Origin of the sequence: Mesorhizobium sp. Cs1321R2N1, assembly GCF_037179725.1 — a bacterium.
In the GTDB taxonomy this organism is placed as follows: Bacteria; Pseudomonadota; Alphaproteobacteria; order Rhizobiales; family Rhizobiaceae; genus Mesorhizobium; species Mesorhizobium salmacidum.
In genome coordinates this window covers 16,873-34,566 of the sequence record NZ_JAPYKP010000018.1, presented here as the reverse complement: position 1 = coordinate 34,566, position 17,694 = coordinate 16,873, and the positions used below count along the sequence as shown (strand labels likewise).

Annotated in this window: 20 protein-coding genes; 19 read left to right on the top strand and 1 reads right to left on the bottom strand. The window is 61.4% G+C overall.

The window, feature by feature from the left end:
* The first annotated feature begins 14 nt into the window (after positions 1–14).
* Genes O7A61_RS07570 through tgt form a run of 6 tightly spaced genes read left to right on the top strand, consistent with a single transcriptional unit; the run spans position 15 to position 4,073 of the window.
* Positions 15–602, top strand: coding sequence for a peptidylprolyl isomerase (locus tag O7A61_RS07570; protein WP_337129201.1), 588 nt, complete (start codon positions 15–17; stop codon positions 600–602).
* A 26-nt stretch (positions 603–628) separates the two neighbouring features.
* On the top strand, positions 629–1,141 hold the full coding sequence (locus O7A61_RS07565; RefSeq protein ID WP_015317720.1) for a peptidylprolyl isomerase: 513 nt from the start codon (positions 629–631) through the stop codon (positions 1,139–1,141).
* 12 nt (positions 1,142–1,153) lie between these two features.
* Complete coding sequence (locus O7A61_RS07560) at positions 1,154–1,603, top strand: DMT family transporter (RefSeq protein ID WP_337129200.1); 450 nt, start codon at positions 1,154–1,156, stop codon at positions 1,601–1,603.
* Positions 1,603–2,691 carry a tRNA preQ1(34) S-adenosylmethionine ribosyltransferase-isomerase QueA gene (gene queA / locus O7A61_RS07555; RefSeq protein ID WP_337129199.1) on the top strand — a complete coding sequence of 363 codons (1,089 nt, stop codon included), beginning with the start codon at positions 1,603–1,605 and terminating at the stop codon, positions 2,689–2,691. Before O7A61_RS07560 ends, queA begins: the two co-directional genes overlap by 1 nt.
* A complete protein-coding gene (locus O7A61_RS07550; protein WP_027144957.1) occupies positions 2,681–2,950 on the top strand; it encodes a hypothetical protein in 270 nt (89 codons plus the stop codon). Before queA ends, O7A61_RS07550 begins: the two co-directional genes overlap by 11 nt.
* Positions 2,943–4,073 (top strand): tRNA guanosine(34) transglycosylase Tgt, encoded by a 1,131-nt coding sequence (gene tgt / locus O7A61_RS07545; RefSeq protein ID WP_337129198.1) that lies wholly within the window; start codon positions 2,943–2,945, stop codon positions 4,071–4,073. Before O7A61_RS07550 ends, tgt begins: the two co-directional genes overlap by 8 nt.
* Positions 4,074–4,092: 19 nt before the next feature.
* On the opposite strand, the gene O7A61_RS07540 is transcribed toward tgt, so the two are convergent.
* Positions 4,093–4,512, bottom strand: a complete 420-nt coding sequence (locus tag O7A61_RS07540) for a DUF4864 domain-containing protein (RefSeq protein WP_337129197.1) — start codon at positions 4,510–4,512, stop codon at positions 4,093–4,095.
* A gap of 302 nt (positions 4,513–4,814) precedes the next feature.
* On the opposite strand from O7A61_RS07540, the gene O7A61_RS07535 reads away from it, so the two are divergent.
* The 13 genes from O7A61_RS07535 (at position 4,815) to O7A61_RS07475 (ending at position 17,667) form a co-directional block, all read left to right on the top strand.
* Positions 4,815–5,051, top strand: a complete 237-nt coding sequence (locus O7A61_RS07535; RefSeq protein WP_010909609.1) for an Lrp/AsnC family transcriptional regulator — start codon at positions 4,815–4,817, stop codon at positions 5,049–5,051.
* A 171-nt stretch (positions 5,052–5,222) separates the two neighbouring features.
* Positions 5,223–6,635, top strand: a complete 1,413-nt coding sequence (locus tag O7A61_RS07530) for a circularly permuted type 2 ATP-grasp protein (protein WP_181166272.1) — start codon at positions 5,223–5,225, stop codon at positions 6,633–6,635.
* A gap of 135 nt (positions 6,636–6,770) precedes the next feature.
* Positions 6,771–7,712 (top strand): alpha-E domain-containing protein, encoded by a 942-nt coding sequence (locus tag O7A61_RS07525; RefSeq protein ID WP_337129196.1) that lies wholly within the window; start codon positions 6,771–6,773, stop codon positions 7,710–7,712.
* Between the two features lie 86 nt (positions 7,713–7,798).
* Entirely contained in the window at positions 7,799–8,593 is a 795-nt protein-coding gene (locus O7A61_RS07520; RefSeq protein ID WP_140711722.1) for a transglutaminase family protein, read from the top strand.
* Positions 8,594–8,624: 31 nt separating this feature from the next.
* On the top strand, positions 8,625–9,356 hold the full coding sequence (locus O7A61_RS07515) for a peptidase (protein ID WP_027144963.1): 732 nt from the start codon (positions 8,625–8,627) through the stop codon (positions 9,354–9,356).
* Positions 9,357–9,425: 69 nt separating this feature from the next.
* Positions 9,426–10,838 carry a pyridoxal phosphate-dependent decarboxylase family protein gene (locus O7A61_RS07510; RefSeq protein ID WP_337129195.1) on the top strand — a complete coding sequence of 471 codons (1,413 nt, stop codon included), beginning with the start codon at positions 9,426–9,428 and terminating at the stop codon, positions 10,836–10,838.
* Between the two features lie 126 nt (positions 10,839–10,964).
* Positions 10,965–11,732 carry a DeoR/GlpR family DNA-binding transcription regulator gene (locus tag O7A61_RS07505; RefSeq protein WP_027144964.1) on the top strand — a complete coding sequence of 256 codons (768 nt, stop codon included), beginning with the start codon at positions 10,965–10,967 and terminating at the stop codon, positions 11,730–11,732.
* A 127-nt stretch (positions 11,733–11,859) separates the two neighbouring features.
* The gene (glpD, locus tag O7A61_RS07500; protein WP_337129194.1) at positions 11,860–13,386 is read left to right on the top strand and encodes a glycerol-3-phosphate dehydrogenase; all 1,527 of its coding nucleotides are present in this window, start codon (positions 11,860–11,862) and stop codon (positions 13,384–13,386) included.
* 42 nt (positions 13,387–13,428) lie between these two features.
* Positions 13,429–14,508, top strand: a complete 1,080-nt coding sequence (locus tag O7A61_RS07495; RefSeq protein WP_337129193.1) for an ABC transporter ATP-binding protein — start codon at positions 13,429–13,431, stop codon at positions 14,506–14,508.
* A 10-nt stretch (positions 14,509–14,518) separates the two neighbouring features.
* Entirely contained in the window at positions 14,519–15,586 is a 1,068-nt protein-coding gene (locus tag O7A61_RS07490; RefSeq protein ID WP_337129192.1) for an ABC transporter ATP-binding protein, read from the top strand.
* Positions 15,587–16,453 (top strand): carbohydrate ABC transporter permease, encoded by an 867-nt coding sequence (locus tag O7A61_RS07485; protein WP_027144968.1) that lies wholly within the window; start codon positions 15,587–15,589, stop codon positions 16,451–16,453. It abuts the gene before it with no gap.
* Between the two features lies 1 nt (position 16,454).
* Positions 16,455–17,378 carry a carbohydrate ABC transporter permease gene (locus O7A61_RS07480; protein ID WP_027144969.1) on the top strand — a complete coding sequence of 308 codons (924 nt, stop codon included), beginning with the start codon at positions 16,455–16,457 and terminating at the stop codon, positions 17,376–17,378.
* Position 17,379: 1 nt separating this feature from the next.
* Positions 17,380–17,667, top strand: a complete 288-nt coding sequence (locus tag O7A61_RS07475; RefSeq protein WP_337129191.1) for a DUF2160 domain-containing protein — start codon at positions 17,380–17,382, stop codon at positions 17,665–17,667.
* Positions 17,668–17,694: the final 27 nt, after the last annotated feature.

Below are 17,694 nucleotides of genomic sequence, written 5' to 3'. Positions count from 1 at the left end.
CGGAGAAAATCGTCATGCAGCTCAAAAGGCTCGCCTCATTCTTTGTTGTGCTCGCCGGTCTCTTGACCGCGTCCGTTTCCGCCTATGCCGCCGATCCGGAAAACACCATGATCATCACCCTGAAAGATGGCGACGTGACTGTCGCCCTGCGCCCCGACCTGGCGCCCAAGCATGTCGCACAGATCAAGAAGCTGGTGCGCGATCATGCCTATGACAATGTTGCTTTTCATCGTGTCATCGACGGCTTCATGGCGCAGACCGGCGACGTCAAGTTCGGCAACATGAACAAGGGTTTCAATGCCCAGGCCGTCGGCACCGGCGGCTCGGACCTGCCCGACCTGCCGGCCGAATTCTCGCAGACCGAGCATTACAAGCGTGGCGTGGTCGGCATGGCCCGTTCGCAGGATCCGAATTCCGCCAATTCGCAGTTCTTCATCATGTTCGCACCGGCACCGCCGCTCGATGGCCAGTACACAATCGTCGGCAATGTCGTCAGCGGCATGGAGCTGGTGGACAAAATCAAGAAGGGCGACGAGGCGGACAATGGCACGGTCACCGATCCCGACCGCATGATCAAAGTGCGCATCGTCGCCGATAAATAATTCAATTTTTCAAAAGGATATCTGACATGGCCGAGATCAAGGACCGCGAGAACGCGCTCATCATGGAAACGACCAAGGGCAAGGTCGTCATCGAACTGTTTCCTGATTTGGCCCCCGGCCATGTCGCCCGCATCAAGGAACTGGCCCGCGAAGGCGCCTATGACGGCGTCGTCTTCCATCGCGTCATCGAAGGCTTCATGGCGCAGACCGGCGACGTCAAGTTCGGCAATTCGAGCAAGCCTTCGTTTGCGCCATCGCGCGCCGGCATGGGCGGCTCTGAAAAGCCTGACCTGAAGGCTGAATTCTCCAACGCGAACCACGGCCGCGGCACCTGCTCGATGGCCCGTTCGCAGAACCCGAATTCGGCCAACTCGCAGTTCTTCATCTGCTTCGACGATGCCGCGTTCCTCAACCGCCAGTACACGGTCTGGGGCCAGGTCATCGAAGGCATGGACAATGTCGACAAGATCAAGCGCGGCGAGCCGGTGCAGGATCCCGACAAGATCGTGTCGCTGAAGGTCGCGGCCGACGTCAAGTAAGGCGAAACGACAATGATGGGCGTCGTCTGGTCGCTTCTCGGCATCCTGTCCGGCGCCTTCATTGCCATTCAGGCGCCGATCAACTCGCAGCTTGCGCGCGGCCTGGGTCTCCCGGTCGCGGCCGCCGCGTTTTCGTTCCTGTCGGGTGCGATCGTACTCGGCATCATCTCCGTCACGGTGGTGAAGCTGCAAGAGATTTCGCTCGACTGGAAGGCGCCGGCACCCTGGTTGTTCGTCGCCGGCGGCATGCTCGGCGGCTTCTACGTCACGCTTTCAACTATCCTGACGCCGCGCATTGGTGCGGCCGCCCTGATGGCGTTCCTGGTGACCGGTCAGTTGATCGCCGGCATGCTCATCGACCGCGTCGGCTTCCTTGGTGTCGCTGTGCGTGAAATCTCGCTCGGCCGGATCGCCGGCGCCGTGCTTCTGCTGGCCGGAGCGCTGCTCGTTCGGCTGTACTGATGCGCGTCGACCTCTTTGATTTCGACCTGCCGGAGGAGCGCATCGCGCTTCGCCCGGCAGAGCCGCGCGACAGCGCCAAAATGCTCGTCATCGAGCCGGGCAAGGGGCTGGAGGACCGCACGGTTGGCGATCTGCCGTCCTTGCTCCGCACCGGCGACGTGCTGGTCTTCAACGACACCAAGGTCATTCCAGCGCAGCTGAAAGGGATCAGGCGGCGCGGCGAGGCGGTGGCGCAGGTCGAGGCCACGCTGCACATGCGCACGGCTCCAGACCGTTGGCTGGCGTTCATGCGGCCGGGAAAGCGCGTCGCCGCCGGCGACCGCATCCATTTTGGCCATGACGGCAATTCCTGTTTCCTCGGCCAGCTCGATGCCACCGTGATCGAGAAGGGCGAGGCCGGCGAAGCGCTGCTCGGCTTTGATCTATCCGGTCCCTTCCTCGACGAGGCGCTGCACGCGGTCGGCCACATTCCGCTGCCGCCCTACATCGCCTCGAAGCGCGATGACGACGAGCGCGACCGTGCCGACTACCAGACCATCTATGCCCGGGAAGAAGGTGCCGTTGCCGCGCCTACCGCTGGCTTGCATTTCACGCCGGAGCTTTTTGCGGCGCTGGACGCCAAAGGCATCGAGCGCCGCTTCGTCACCTTACATGTGGGCGCCGGTACGTTCCTTCCTGTGAAGGCGGACGACACCGCCGACCACAAGATGCATGCCGAGATCGGCTCGGTCAGCCCGGCGACCGCCGATGCGCTCAATGCCGCGAAGGCAAGGGGCGGGCGCATCATTGCCGTGGGTACGACCTCGCTGCGCCTGCTCGAAAGCGCGGCGCGTGAAGACGGCACGCTGGCGCCATGGTCAGGCCCGACCGACATCTTCATCACGCCCGGCTACCGCTTTCGCACCGCCGACATGCTGATGACCAACTTTCATCTGCCGCGCTCGACGCTGTTCATGCTGGTTTCGGCCTTCAGCGGCCTCGACACGATGCGTGCCGCCTATGGGCATGCCATAACGAATCGCTACAGGTTCTACTCCTATGGCGACGCAAGCCTGCTTTACCGAGCGGAGATGAGCGATGGACGATGATCTGCAAACCCTCGATCGCGAAAGCCTGATCGCGGAAGTGAAAAAGCTGCGCGCCGGTATTCGCGCGCACCGCGACACCACAGGCCACGATCTGTGCTGGCATCACCCCGATCTGTGGGACCTGCTGCCTGAGAAGACCGAGCCGTCGATCGCTGTGCCCCCCTGGCCCAAATTCATGCGCGGCTGCATCCGATATCGTCAATCGCTCGACAGGCAGGCGCCGGATGCGCCGGTCCACGACAAGGAATTCAATGGCTGAGACGTTCACCTTCAAGGTGCTGGCGACCGATGGCAAGGCGCGGCGCGGCCTGATCGGCATGCCGCGCGGCGAAATCCGCACACCGGCCTTCATGCCGGTCGGCACCGGTGGCACGGTCAAGGCCATGTACATGGACCAGGTGCGCGGCGTCGGTGCCGACATCATCCTTGGCAACACCTATCACCTGATGCTGCGGCCCGGGGCCGAGCGCGTGGCGCGGCTCGGCGGTCTGCACGAATTCGCCCGCTGGCCGCACCCGATCCTGACCGACAGCGGCGGATTCCAGGTGATGTCGCTGTCGAAGCTGAGGAAGCTGACCGAGAAAGGCGTCACCTTCCGTTCGCACATCGATGGCGCGGCTTATGAAATGTCACCGGAGCGCTCCATAGAAATTCAAGGATTGCTCGATTCCGACATCCAGATGCAGCTCGACGAATGCACGGCGCTGCCCGCCGAGATGAAAGAGATTGAGCGCGCCATGGAATTGTCGCTGCGCTGGGCGGAGCGCTGCAAGACGGCGTTCGGCGACCAGCCGGGCAAGGCGATGTTCGGCATCGTGCAGGGTGGCGACAACGCCGCGCTCAGGGTGCGCTCGGCGCAGGCGCTGAGCGCTATGAACCTGAAGGGTTATGCTGTCGGCGGCCTGGCTGTCGGCGAGCCGCAAGCAGTGATGCTCGATATGCTCGACATCACGTGCCCGGAACTGCCTGACGACAAGCCGCGCTATCTCATGGGCGTGGGAACGCCGGACGATATCCTGAAATCGGTGGCGCGCGGCATCGACATGTTCGACTGCGTGATGCCGACGAGGGCCGGCCGGCATGGTCTTGCCTATACCAGGCGCGGAAAGGTCAATCTGCGCAACGCCCGCCACGCCGACGATCCGCGCCCGCTCGACGACGAGAGCGATTGTCCCGCGGCGCACGCCTATTCGCGCGCCTATCTGCACCATCTGGTGCGCTCGCAGGAGGCGCTCGGGGCGATGCTGCTGACCTGGAACAATCTTTCCTACTACCAGAAGTTGATGCAGGATATCCGGGCCGCGATCGAGGTGGGCAGCTTCGAGGCACGCGGCGCCGAGATCAGCGAAGGCTGGGCGAGAGGCGACATCCCGGCGTTGTAACGCACCGACGCTGCAGCGTTCAGGTGCTCAGCGAATTCGACGCGCGCAGGCTGCAGCCGGTGATTTGGAACGTGCCGTCGGGCTGTTGCTGCAACGTGTAGACCGCCTCGTAGTCCTTGCCGTCGGGGCCGACGATCAGCACGTGCTGGATGATCGAACCCGGGCCGGTCTCCTCGACCTTGCCGAAGGAATAGGACTGTGGCTGGCGCACCGGTGGGTAGCCGTTGGTCACCATATTCATGAAGGCATCGACGGTCGGGAAGACCTGCTTCACGTTCGGGGCGGCGAAGCTATAGGCCTTGGCGCCGTCATTGGCGATGAGGGCCTTCAATTGACCGTCGATGACGGCCTGGCCAGCCTTGATCTCGGCGTCGCCGGCGAACGCCTGGGAAGCCAGCATGAGCGAAACGAACGCGAATGCAAAAATGGCGCGGCGCATGGCCTGCCTCCACCGTTCTCGAAACGCCGTCTCCAGCAAAGCTGTTCCGGGAGGCATCCTAACATACGGGTGGCGGCGCTTCACGGTTTCAGCGGGCGGCAATATTCGTCCCGCCGCAGCGAATTCCTACGCGTAAGCTTCGTCTAAGGCGGGGCGCTCATGGTGGACCCTGAGGGAGAGAGCATGCTGCGCGAGGCCGCGGCCAAGGCACGCGCCGGCTAAGTGCGCATTCCAACGCTTGAAAGGCCGCCTCCAGTCTGCCAGAAGGGCCGCTGGACCTGGAAGTTTAGCGGGACGAAGCCATGAAGGCGTTTTTCGTGCAGATCAAATGCGAGCTGGGCAAATCCTATGAGGTTGCCAGCGCGCTTGCCGACGCCGAGATCGCCTCGGAAATCTACTCCACCGCCGGCAATTACGATCTGCTCGCCAAATTCTATGTCGACGATGAGGAAGATGTCGGTCATTTCGTCAACGAGAAGGTGCAGATTCTTCCCGGCATCAAGGACACCTTCACCGTCGTCACCTTCCGCGCCTTCTAGCCGTGCGGGGCATTTGCCCGGGCATGAGGCAGAGCCTGATCAAGCTCATATTTCAGCTGCCTCAATTTTAGGCAGCCGCAACATACTGATCGTCCGGATCTCCCAAATCACCGATTGCGCTTGATTTTCTCCAACGACGCCAGTGAAATGGCGTCACAGGGGAGTATGCGATTGGCAGCGTTCGATGAAATGCTTCCGGAGGTTTCCGGACTTAGACGACCGTATTCGGCTTACGATCGCTGGCTGAAGGAGCAGGATCCAGCCAGACTTACCGAAAAGATGCAGGACGCCGAACGCGTCTTCCGCAAGACCGGCATCACCTTTGCCGTTTATGGCGAGCAGGAAGCATCCGAGCGGCTGATCCCGTTCGATATCGTTCCCCGCATCATTTCAGGCAATGAGTGGCGTCGCCTGACGCAAGGCATCGAGCAGCGCGTACAGGCGCTGAACGCCTTCCTCGACGACATCTACCATCGCCAGGAAATCCTTCGCGCCGGCCGCGTTCCCAGGGACCTGATCGCCAGGAACGAGGCATTCCTGCCGGAAATGATCGGCGTGCGGCCGCCGGCCGGGGTCTATACCCACATCATCGGCGTCGACATCGTGCGTATCAGCGAGGACGAGTTCTATGTGCTGGAGGACAATGCGCGCACACCGTCCGGTGTCTCCTACATGCTGGAGAACCGCGAAACGATGATGCAGCTGTTCCCCGAGCTGTTCCAGAAGATCAAGGTGCGGCCAGTGGAGAATTATCCGCAGTTGTTGCGCCAGTCGCTGGCGGCGGTGCGGCCGCAGAACACCAAGGGTGCGCCGACCATCGCGGTGCTGACGCCCGGCAGTTTCAATTCCGCCTATTTCGAACACGCCTTCCTTGCCGACCAGATGGGTGTGCAGCTGGTGGAGGGGCAGGATCTGCGCGTCGTCGATGGCCATGTCGCGATGCGCACGACCGAAGGCTACAAGCAGATCGACGTTCTTTACCGCCGCGTGGATGATTCTTTCCTGGACCCGCTGACCTTCAGGCCGGATTCAGCTCTCGGCATACCCGGCATCATGGATGTATACCGCGCCGGTAACATCACCATCGCCAACGCACCGGGAACCGGCATCGCCGACGACAAGGCGATCTATTCCTATATGCCCGAGATCGTCGAATTCTACACCGGCCGCAAGGCAATCCTCGGCAACATCCCGACCTGGCGCTGTTCGGAGCCGGACAGCCTGAAATATGTGCTCGAGCATATCCACGAGCTGGTGATCAAGGAAGTGCATGGTTCGGGTGGCTACGGCATGCTGGTCGGACCGGCCGCGACCAAGAAGGAATGTCAGGATTTTGCCAAGAAGCTGCAAGCCAAACCGTCTAATTACATCGCCCAGCCGACGCTCGCGCTCTCGACCTGTCCGATCCTGACTGAAAAGGGCCTGGCGCCGCGCCACGTCGATCTCAGGCCCTATGTGCTGGTGTCCGATCGCATCCAGATCGTGCCCGGCGGGCTGACGCGCGTTGCGCTGAAGGAAGGCTCGCTGGTGGTGAATTCCTCTCAGGGCGGCGGGACAAAAGACACTTGGGTGCTGGATGATTAAAATGGGTGAGTAGGGAGTAGTCAGTAGTGAGTAGTGGAAGCAGAGGGGACAGGGAAATGCCATATTCCGTTGAAATTCAATCGCTTGCTGTTCGCTATTCGCTATTCCCTACTCACTAGCCCGAAGGGCCATCCCATGCTTCTCGGCCGCACCGCGAACGGACTTTATTGGATGAACCGCTATATCGAGCGGGCCGAAAACATGGCGCGGCTGGTCGACGCCGGGCTGCGTATGGCGCTCACTCGCACCCAGAGCGCGTCGGAGGAGTGGAATTCGGTGCTGCTCAGCGCCGGCTCCGACGTCGCCTTCAAGCAGAAATACCCGGACTATACGGCGGCCAATGTCTCCGACTTCCTTTTGCGCGACACGTCGAACCCATCGAGCACGATGTCGTCGATCGAGACTGCCCGCAACAATGCCCGCATGGTGCGCACTGCGCTGACGCGCGAGACGTGGGAGAGCATCAACGAAGCCTGGATGGCGCTGAAACGGATGCTGGCGAGGCCAATCGACGAGCGCGACCTGCCCAACGTGCTCGATGCGATCAAGCGCGAGACCGCGCTGATCCGCGGCTCGTTCTACGGCACCATGCTGCGCAACGAGATCTTCGACTTCTCGCAGCTCGGCACCTATGTCGAGCGCGCCGACAACACCGCCCGCATCCTCGACGTGAAATACTACGTCCTTTTGCCGTCGATCTCCTGGGTCGGCTCGACGCTCGACAACTATCAGTGGGAATCGATCTTGCGCTCGGTGTCGGCGCATCGCTCCTATCGCTGGGTCTATGACGCCGACTACAAGCCGACCAATATCGCGGACTACCTGATCCTCAATGTCCGCATGCCGCGATCGCTGACCTTCTGCTATCGCTTCCTGGCAGAGCATCTGAAGTTTCTCTCCGACGACTATGGCGAGCGCCATGCGTGTCACGCAACGGCGGAAAAAACGCAGGCGATGCTGGGGGCAGGGTCGATCAAGGATATATTCGACGCCGGCCTGCATGAGTTCCTGGCCGGGTTCATCCGCGACAACACCAGGCTCGGCGACGAGATCGCGCAAGACTACAGGTTTTATTGAAACATGATCCCGAACCGAAGGACCGCGTCAGCGAAAGGTGGGTACCGGCTTTCGCCAGGGATCATGCACTCGAACGGAAGATGGCCATGCGGCTGAAAATCACGCACCGGACAGAATACCGCTACGACGCACCGGTGCAGTATTTGCTCCAGAGGCTACGGCTGCTTCCCATGAGCGGGCCGACCCAGACCGTGCTGTCCTGGGCGCTGAAGGTCGAGGGCGCGCGCGAGGAAGTGCGATTTACCGACCATTATGGCAACGATAGCAGGCTGCTGAGCGTCGAGGGTGATCACGACTTCATCACAGTCGAAGCGTTGGGCGAGGTGGTGACGCGCGATACATCAGGTGTCAGCGGGCCGCATCAAGGCTTCGCGCCACTCTGGTTGTTCGCGCAGGAGACCGCTTTGACCACCATAGGCGGCGGCATCCGTGATCTTGCCGAGGCGCTCGGCAAGGGCACCGACCTTGACAGGCTGCACCGGCTGATGGCCGCCATCGGCGAGCGCGTCGCCTACACGCCGGGAACCACCAATGCGACGACTCCGGCCGAAGAGGCCTTGATGCTGAAGACCGGGGTTTGCCAGGATCATAGCCACATCTTTGCCGCCGCCGCACGCGCCATGGGATTTCCGGCCCGCTATGTCAGCGGCTATCTGATGATGGATGCGGCGGTGAAGCAGGCGGCGAGCCACGCCTGGGCCGAAGCCCATGTCGCGGGCCTCGGCTGGGTTGCCTTCGATCCCGCCAATGGTATTTCTCCCGACGAACGCTATGTGAAGGTGGCCACCGGCCGCGATTACCGTGACGCTTCGCCGGTGTCGGGAATTCGACTGGGACAGGCGGAAGAACTGCTTGCGGTCGCCGTCACGGTAGAGCAGTAATCCCCCAGGGATTACTGCCTCAAGAGATTCCATGACCTATTGCGTCGGCCTCAAGATCGATCGCGGGCTCGTGTTCATGTCGGACACGCGCACCAATGCCGGGATGGATTCTATCTCGACCTTCAAGAAGATGCACGTCTGGGAGCAGCCGGGCGAGCGCGTCATCGTTTTGATGTCGGCCGGCAATCTGGCGACGACGCAGGCCGTGGTCAGCCTGCTCGACGAACGCACCAAGGCGGTGACCGACCGCCACGAGAAGCTGCTCGAAACGCCATCGATGTACCAGACGGTGCGGCTGGTCGGCGACACGGTCAAGGAAGTGATCGCGCAATCGTCACCAGCGGGCGAGAAAGCCGATTCCTATTTCAATGCCTCCTTCATCCTCGGTGGGCAGATCAAGGGCAGCCCGCCGCGCCTGTTCATGATCTATCCCGAAGGCAATTTCATCGAATCGACTGACGACACGCCGTTCTTTCAGATCGGGGAAACCAAATACGGCAAGCCGATCATCATCCGCGCTTACGAAAAGACGATGAGCCTCGCCGAGACGGTGAAACTGCTGCTGGTGTCGTTCGATTCGACGCTGAAGTCGAACCTGTCGGTCGGCCTGCCGCTCGACCTGCTTTTCCTGGAACAGGGTGCCTTTCAGGTTGGTCTGAAAAAGCGGATCGCCCAGGACGACCAGTATTACCGCACGATCTCCGACGGATGGTCGAATGCCCTGAAGACGGCGTTCGCCAGCCTGCCGGATTTTCCTGGCTAGTCCGCATATCTCGCCGTTCGCAAAAGCCGGCGCATCATCGGCGGCGAAAGATCATGTCGGGAGGACAAGATGAACAATGATGATTTCCGGCAATGGTCGCAACGTGCCGCTGATTGGGGCGCCGACTATCGCAACAATCTGCGTGAGCGGCCGGTGCGGCCGCTGGTCGAGCCGGGCGACATTTTCAGGAGCATCGAGGCGTCGCCGCCCGAAGACGCGGAGCCGATGGACAGGATTTTCGCCGACTTCGAAGAGAAGATCGTGCCGGGGATGACGCATTGGCAGCACCCGCGCTTCTTCGCCTATTTTCCGGCCAACGCGGCGCCCGTCTCGGTGGTGGCTGAATACCTGGTGTCGGCGATGGCCGCGCAATGCATGCTTTGGCAGACGTCGCCGGCGGCGACCGAGCTTGAAACGCGGACCGTCGACTGGATGCGCCAGGCGCTCGGCCTGCCGGAGGGTTTCTCCGGCGTCATCCAGGATTCGGCCTCGTCGGCGACACTCAACGCGGTGTTGACCATGCGCGAGCGGGCGCTGGACTGGCAAGGCAACAAAAAAGGATTGGCCGGGCAGGGGCGGTTGCGCATCTATTCCTCCGACCAGGTGCACACTTCGATCGATCGGGCGATCTGGGTGTCAGGCATAGGCGAGGACAATCTCGTGCGCATTCCGGTCGCCGGCCGTTTTCGCGCCATGGAAGCGGCCGCACTCGAAGCGGCAATCGTCGCCGATCGCGAGGCCGGCATGCTGCCCGCCGGCATCATCGCCAGCGTCGGCGGCACCAGCACCGGCGGCACGGACGATATTGCAGCGGTTGCGGAGATTGCCAGGCGGCACGGGCTCTACCTGCATGTCGATGCCGCCTGGGCCGGGTCGGCGATGATCTGCCCGGAATTTCGACATTTCTGGGCCGGCGCCGAGCTTGCGGATTCCATCGTCTTCAACCCGCACAAATGGTTGGGCGCGCAATTCGACTGCTCGATGCAGTTCATTAGCCAGCCCGAGGACCTCGTTCGCACGCTGGCCATCAAGCCCGAATTCCTCAAGACGCATGGCCGCGACGGCATCATCAACTACTCCGAATGGTCGGTGCCGCTTGGTCGGCGCTTCCGGGCGCTGAAGCTTTGGTTTCTGCTGCGCGCCCATGGACTGGAAAACCTGCGAACCATGATCCGCAACCATGTCGCCTGGAGCGAAGGCCTTGCGCTGCGTCTGGCAAGGGAGGCGGATTTCGAAATCGTCAGCGAGCCGATGCTGTCGCTGTTTTCGTTCCGGCACCAGGCTGCATCGGGCGCCGATGCCGACGAGCACAATCTGCGGCTCGTCAATGCGATCAACGACGATGGCCGCATCTACCTGACGCAGACGAGGGTCGATGGGAGGGTGGCGATCCGCTTCCAGGTCGGTCAGTTCGATGCCACGGCAGAGGACGTCGACGCCGCTTTCAACGTCATTACCGAAATCGCGCGTGCCACGCCCTGAAAAGGCTGGATCAAGGTCGCGCCGAGGTTCACCCGTACAATCATCGGATTTCGTTAGCCGGCTTGCGCCTTTTCATCGGTTTCGTTTTCCATTATAAGCAAGAAAAACGAAAGCGGGAGGTCGCCCATGTATCTATCGCCACGCCATGCCGAAATCATCCAGATGGCCAAGGATCATGGTCGCGTGCTGGTCGATGATCTGGCCACGCATTTCAACGTGACGCCGCAGACCATACGCAAGGACCTCAACGATTTGTGCGACCAGCGGCTGCTTTCGCGCATCCATGGCGGCGCCTTGTTCCCGTCTGGTATCGAGAACATGGAGTATGAAGCCAGGCGCAAGATCGCGGCCGACGAGAAGGAAGCGATTGGCCGCGCGGCGGCCAGGTTGATCCCCGACAACGCCTCGCTGTTCATCAACATCGGCACCACGACGGAGGCGGTTAGCAAGGCGTTACTCGATCATGACGGTCTGATGGTCATCACCAATAACATCAATGTTGCCAATAGGATGCGCATCTACCCGTCGATCGAGGTGGTGATTGCGGGCGGAGTGGTGCGCGGCTCGGACGGGGGTGTCGTCGGCGAGGCGGCGGTCGATTTCATCAGGCAGTTCAAGGTCGACTATGCTGTCATCGGCGCCTCGGCCATCGATCATGATGGCGCCTTGCTCGATTTCGATTTTCGCGAGGTCAAGGTGGCGCAAGCGATTATCGCCAATGCCAGGCATGTCATCCTTGTATCCGACCAGACCAAATTCGAACGTACGGCGCCGGTGCGCATCGGTCACCTGTCGCAGGTCAACACCTTCATAACCGATCGCTGCGATATCGCTTCGGTACGCAAGATCTGCCAGGAGGCCGAGGTTCAGCTGATCGAGACATCGCTTGGCTGAGATGATTCACCGGTCTTCTCGCAGGTGTGTGATATTTCGTTTGACATTCGTTATGAGTTCGAAATAATTCCGCAACGGTTTCGCAAAAGACCCAAAATGGTGCAATGCGAAATCGTGGAGGAGCTAAGTGGACACATCTTCAGTCCGGGACATTTTCGTCATAGGCGGCGGCATCAACGGTTGCGGCATCGCCCGTGATGCCGTTGGGCGCGGGTTTTCGGTCTTTCTCGCCGAGATGAACGATCTCGCCAGCGGAACCTCGTCCGGCTCGACCAAGCTGATCCATGGCGGGCTGCGCTATCTCGAATTCTACGAATTCCGCCTGGTGCGCGAGGCACTCATGGAGCGCGAGGTTCTGTGGAAGAACGCGCCGCACATCATCTGGCCGATGCGCTTCGTGCTGCCCTATGCCAAGGGCCTGCGCCCCGCCTGGCTGATCCGGCTTGGCCTTTTCCTTTACGACCACATTGGCGGGCGCAAATTGCTGCCGGCCACCAGGACGCTCGACATGACGAGCGACCCGGCCGGCAAGCCTTTGAAACCCTTGTTCAAAAAGGCTTTCGAATATTCCGACGGCTGGGTCAACGATGCGCGGCTGGTGGCGCTGAACGCACGTGACGCCGCTGACCGGGGCGCAACGATCCGGACCCGCACGAAAGTGATTGGCGCCCGCCGGGAAGGCGGCATCTGGACGATAAAGATCGAGAACCTGCAGACCGGCGAGACGGAAGAGGTCAAGGCCCGGTTGCTGGTCAATGCGGCGGGTCCTTGGGTCGACCACGTGCTGTCGGGCGTCGTCGGGCAGAATGACGTTCACAATGTTCGCCTCGTGCAGGGCAGCCACATCGTCATCGCCAAGAAGTTCGACGATCCGCGCGCCTATTTCTTCCAGAACAAGGACGGCCGCATCATCTTCGCCATTCCCTACGAGGACGAGTTCACGCTGATCGGCACCACCGATCAGGATTATCCCGGCGATCCGCATGATGTGAAGATCAGCGACACAGAGACCGATTATCTTTGTGCCGCTGCCAGCGAGTATTTCGCGGTTCCGGTCAAACGCTCGGACATCGTCTGGACCTATTCGGCCGTGCGTCCGCTCTATGATGACGGCGCCTCCAAGGCGCAGGAAGCGACACGCGACTATGTGCTGAAGACCGATGGCGGCGAGGGCGCCGCGCCGCTGGTCAACGCGTTTGGCGGCAAGATCACCACCTATCGCCGGCTGTCGGAATCGATGCTGGAGAAGATCGAAGGGTTTCTCGGCAAGCGGGGTAAGCCGTGGACATCAGATGCGCCGCTGCCAGGCGGCGATTTTCCCGCCACCGGTTTCGATGCGCAGGTGGCGAAGCTGAAATCGGCCTATCCGTTCCTCGACGCACGCCTGGCCCGCCGGCTGACCCGGCTTTACGGCACGCGAGCACAGGTTCTTCTGGGCCTGGCCAAATCGAATGCCGATCTGGGCCGCAATTTCGGTGCCGATCTCTACGAGGCCGAGATACGTTACCTCGTTGAAAACGAATGGGCTATCACGGCTGAAGATGTACTGTGGCGCAGGACCAAGCGCGGCCTGCATCTCGGCCGCGAGCAGGTGGCATCGCTCGATGAATTCATGCGCGGCATAAGCCGACGGCATGTCGCGGCTGCTGAATGAAGAAGGTTTTGAGCTGATGCGGAAAGCCTGGGAGGAGGCGTCATGCTGGAACTGAGGAACGTCACCAAGACGGTGGGTGCGGTCGAGCACATCCGCGATGTGTCGCTGACGCTTCAGCACGGCTCGCTCAACGTTTTGCTCGGGCCCACGCTTTCCGGCAAGACCAGCTTGATGCGGCTGATGGCCGGCCTCGATGTGCCGACTTCCGGCTCGGTCTGGTTCGACGGTCAGAATGTCACAGGCACGCCGGTGCAGAAGCGCACAATCGCCATGGTCTACCAGCAGTTCATCAACTATCCGGCGATGACCGTCTATGACAATATCGCCTCGCCGCTCAGGGTGGCGGGCGTCGAGCAGCGCAAGATCGACAGTCAGGTGCGCGAAGCGGCGGCTCTCCTCAAGCTGACCGCCTATCTCGACCGCACGCCGCTCAGCCTGTCGGGCGGCCAGCAGCAGCGCACAGCGCTGGCGCGTGCCATCGTCAAGAATGCCAGCCTGGTGCTGCTCGACGAACCGCTTGCCAATCTCGACTACAAGCTGCGCGAGGAATTGCGGGCGGAACTGCCAAGGATCTTTGCCGCCGCCGGCACCATCTTCGTTTATGCCACCACCGAGCCGCATGAGGCACTGCTGCTCGGCGGCAACACGGCAACGCTGTCGGAAGGCCGCATCACCCAGTTTGGGCCGACCATCGACGTGTTCCGCAAACCGGTCGATCTGGTGACGGCCAGGACCTTCGCCGATCCGCCGCTCAACACCATCGTGCTGGCCAAAAAGGGGGCGGATTTTCTGCTCGAGGGCGGGGTCAAGCTGCCGGTGCCGGCGGAACTCGTCGGCATCGCCGATACGAACTATACGATCGGCTTCCAGCCGCACCATCTTTCGCTCGATCGGCCCAATGTCTCCGCGGTGCCGGTGCGGGCAAAGGTCACCATCACCGAAATCACCGGGTCCGAGAGCTTCATCCATCTCGACTTTGCCGATGCCCGCTGGGTGATGTTGACCCACGGCATCAGGGATTTCGAGACCGACGCGGTGATCGAGGTGTTCATCGACCCGCGTCACATCATGGTCTTCGACGAGCACGGCCAGGCCGTGACCGCGCCGAAGCTGGCGGCTTAGGAGGAGCGATATGGCACGCATCGACGTCAACCATGTCAGGCATTCCTATCTGCCGAACCCGCGCACGGATGCCGATTTCGCGCTACGCGAAGTGCACCACATTTTCGAGGATGGTGGTGCCTATGCGCTGCTTGGGCCGTCCGGCTGCGGCAAGACCACGCTGCTCAACATCATATCGGGGCTGCTTCACCCCTCGCACGGCCAGTTGCTGTTCAATGGCAGGGACGTGACCACACTGTCGACGCAGGAGCGCAACATCGCGCAGGTGTTCCAGTTCCCGGTCATCTACGACACCATGACCGTCTACGACAACCTGGCCTTCCCGCTGCGCAATCGCGGCGTGCCGGAATCAGATGTCGACCGCAAGGTGCGCGAGACGCTCGACATGATCGACCTGGCCTCGTGGGCGAAAAAGAAGGCAAGGGGCCTGACCGCCGATCAGAAGCAGAAGATCTCGCTCGGCCGTGGGCTGGTGCGCTCGGACGTCAACGCCATCCTGTTCGACGAACCGCTGACCGTCATCGATCCGCACATGAAATGGGTGCTGCGCTCGCAGTTGAAACAGCTCCACCGCCGCTTCGGTTACACGATGGTCTATGTCACGCACGACCAGACCGAGGCGCTGACCTTCGCCGACCAGGTGGTGGTCATGTATGACGGCGGCATCGTGCAGATCGGCACGCCGGCGGAACTGTTCGAGCGGCCGCGTCACACTTTTGTCGGCTATTTCATTGGCTCGCCAGGCATGAACGTCATGCCGGTGGCAATCGATGGCAGGACGGCGACGCTTGGGTCGCAGCGGATCGAATTGCCGGGTGCGCCCAAGGCCGGCGGTGGCGCCATCGAGCTTGGTATCCGTCCCGAATATGTACGGCTGGGCCGCGATGGAATGGCCGTTTCAATCACCAAGGTCGAGGATGTCGGCCGCCACAAGGTGGTGCGCGCCAAGCTGGAAGGCCGCGACATCGCGGCGGTCATCGGCGAGGACGAAACCGTACCCGCCGAACCAAAGGTGCGGTTCGACCCGGCCGGCATCAACATCTATGCCGATTCCTGGCGCGTCGAGATGGGGGCGTAGATGGAAAAGACCTGGAACAACAAGGCCTGGTTCCTGGTGCTGCCGGTGCTGGTGCTGGTGGCCTTCACCGCGGTCATCCCGCTGATGACGGTCGTCAACTATTCGGTGCAGGACACGTTCGGCAACAATGTCTTCACCTGGGCAGGCACCGAATGGTTCGAGGACCTGCTCTCGTCCAGCCGCTTCTGGGAAGCGATGGTTCGCAACCTGATCTTTTCCTTCATCATCCTAGCCATCGAAGTGCCGCTCGGTATCTTCATCGCGCTCAACATGCCGAAAAAGGGCTGGGGCGTGCCGGTGTGCCTGGTGCTGATGTCGCTGCCGCTGCTGATACCGTGGAACGTGGTCGGCACCATCTGGCAGGTGTTCGGGCGCAGCGATATCGGTCTGATGGGCTATTACCTCAACGCGATCGGCATCGACTACAATTATGTGCAGGATCCATTCGACGCCTGGGTGACGATCATCATCATGGATGTCTGGCACTGGACGAGCCTTGTCGTGCTGCTCTGCTATGCCGGCCTGGTCTCGATCCCGGATGCATTCTACCAGGCGGCCAAGATCGACGGTGCGTCGCGCTGGGCGGTCTTTCGTTACATTCAGTTGCCGAAGATGCAGCGCGTGCTTCTGATCGCCGTGCTGCTGCGGTTCATGGACAGCTTCATGATCTACACCGAACCCTTCGTCGTCACCGGCGGCGGTCCGGGCAACTCGACGACGTTCCTGTCGATCGACCTCGTCAAGACGGCACTCGGCCAGTTCGACCTTGGTCCGGCGGCGGCAATGTCGCTGGTCTACTTCCTCATCATCCTGTTGTTGTCATGGGTGTTCTACACCGTGATGACCAACTACGACGCGGAGCGCTGATATGGCTGGCGCCAACGAACGCACCGAGCGCAATGCAATGAGCCGGACCGCCGCCGCGGAAGGGGGGCTCGCCAGTTCGCTGTCACAGGGCGAACTCGACAGGCGGATGCGCCGGCGCGGCGAGGAATCGCGTTGGTGGTGGATCGTGCCAACGCTCTACATCATCGTTCTGCTGCTGCCGATCTACTGGCTCATCAACATGAGCTTCAAGACCAATGCCGAGATCGTCAACTCGCTGACGCTTTACCCGCATGCACCGACGATCGCCAACTACGTCACCATCTTCACGCAGAAGGCCTGGTATTCCGGCTACATCAACTCGATCACCTATGTCGTCATGAACATGGTGATTTCGGTGTCGGTGGCTCTGCCGGCGGCTTACGCTTTCTCGCGCTATCGCTTCCTTGGCGACAAGCATCTGTTCTTCTGGCTGCTGACCAACCGCATGGCGCCGCCGGCCGTGTTCGCGCTGCCCTTCTTCCAGCTCTATTCGGCCTTCGGCCTCATCGACACGCACATAGCGGTGGCGCTGGCGCACTGCCTGTTCAACGTGCCGCTGGCGGTGTGGATCCTGGAAGGTTTCATGTCGGGCGTGCCGAAGGAAATCGACGAGACAGCCTATATCGACGGTTATTCCTTTCCGCGGTTCTTCATCAAGATATTCATGCCGCTGATCGCCAGCGGGATCGGCGTCGCCTGCTTTTTCTGCTTCATGTTTTCGTGGGTCGAACTGCTGATCGCCCGCACGCTTACCACGACCGATGCCAAGCCGATCGCCGCGACCATGACGCGTACGGTGTCGGCCTCGGGCATGGACTGGGGTCTGCTGGCAGCCGCCGGCGTTTTGACGCTGATCCCCGGCGCGCTCGTGATCTGGTTCGTGCGAAACTATATCGCCAAGGGCTTTGCCCTGGGGAGGGTCTGACATGAACCTCGACTTTTCCTGGATGGCGTGGACCTGGCCGACGGCCGCGTTCTTCAGCGTCATCGCGCTGCTTCTGCTTGGCATGGGTGTCTGGGAATACGCCTCGCCCGGCGGCAATCCGCGTATCGGCGTGCTGCGCTTCGAGACGACGCGCGGCGATCGCCTCTTCGTTTCGCTGCTTGGCAGCGCCTTTATCCATCTCGCTTGGCTGGGTCTGATTGGGCCCAACCTGTGGTGGGCTCTCGCTCTCTCCGTGGTCTACGCAATTGGCGTGTTCCGCTACGTATAGAGGGGGATACTGATGGAGCGGCCGCGC

Bases quoted from the DNA above. Each gene is read 5' to 3' on its own strand.
- O7A61_RS07565 (WP_015317720.1), top strand. From the start codon at position 629: ATGGCCGAGATCAAGGACCGCGAGAACGCGCTCATCATGGAAACGACC.
- O7A61_RS07485 (WP_027144968.1), top strand. From the start codon at position 15,587: ATGGAAAAGACCTGGAACAACAAGGCCTGGTTCCTGGTGCTGCCGGTG.
- tgt (WP_337129198.1), top strand. From the start codon at position 2,943: ATGGCTGAGACGTTCACCTTCAAGGTGCTGGCGACCGATGGCAAGGCG.
- O7A61_RS07510 (WP_337129195.1), top strand. From the start codon at position 9,426: ATGAACAATGATGATTTCCGGCAATGGTCGCAACGTGCCGCTGATTGG.
- O7A61_RS07560 (WP_337129200.1), top strand. From the start codon at position 1,154: ATGATGGGCGTCGTCTGGTCGCTTCTCGGCATCCTGTCCGGCGCCTTC.
- O7A61_RS07475 (WP_337129191.1), top strand. From the start codon at position 17,380: ATGAACCTCGACTTTTCCTGGATGGCGTGGACCTGGCCGACGGCCGCG.
- O7A61_RS07520 (WP_140711722.1), top strand. From the start codon at position 7,799: ATGCGGCTGAAAATCACGCACCGGACAGAATACCGCTACGACGCACCG.
- queA (WP_337129199.1), top strand. From the start codon at position 1,603: ATGCGCGTCGACCTCTTTGATTTCGACCTGCCGGAGGAGCGCATCGCG.
- O7A61_RS07540 (WP_337129197.1), bottom strand. From the start codon at position 4,512: ATGCGCCGCGCCATTTTTGCATTCGCGTTCGTTTCGCTCATGCTGGCT.
- O7A61_RS07525 (WP_337129196.1), top strand. From the start codon at position 6,771: ATGCTTCTCGGCCGCACCGCGAACGGACTTTATTGGATGAACCGCTAT.
- O7A61_RS07495 (WP_337129193.1), top strand. From the start codon at position 13,429: ATGCTGGAACTGAGGAACGTCACCAAGACGGTGGGTGCGGTCGAGCAC.
- O7A61_RS07535 (WP_010909609.1), top strand. From the start codon at position 4,815: ATGAAGGCGTTTTTCGTGCAGATCAAATGCGAGCTGGGCAAATCCTAT.
- O7A61_RS07480 (WP_027144969.1), top strand. From the start codon at position 16,455: ATGGCTGGCGCCAACGAACGCACCGAGCGCAATGCAATGAGCCGGACC.
- O7A61_RS07490 (WP_337129192.1), top strand. From the start codon at position 14,519: ATGGCACGCATCGACGTCAACCATGTCAGGCATTCCTATCTGCCGAAC.
- O7A61_RS07515 (WP_027144963.1), top strand. From the start codon at position 8,625: ATGACCTATTGCGTCGGCCTCAAGATCGATCGCGGGCTCGTGTTCATG.
- O7A61_RS07570 (WP_337129201.1), top strand. From the start codon at position 15: ATGCAGCTCAAAAGGCTCGCCTCATTCTTTGTTGTGCTCGCCGGTCTC.
- O7A61_RS07505 (WP_027144964.1), top strand. From the start codon at position 10,965: ATGTATCTATCGCCACGCCATGCCGAAATCATCCAGATGGCCAAGGAT.
- O7A61_RS07550 (WP_027144957.1), top strand. From the start codon at position 2,681: ATGGACGATGATCTGCAAACCCTCGATCGCGAAAGCCTGATCGCGGAA.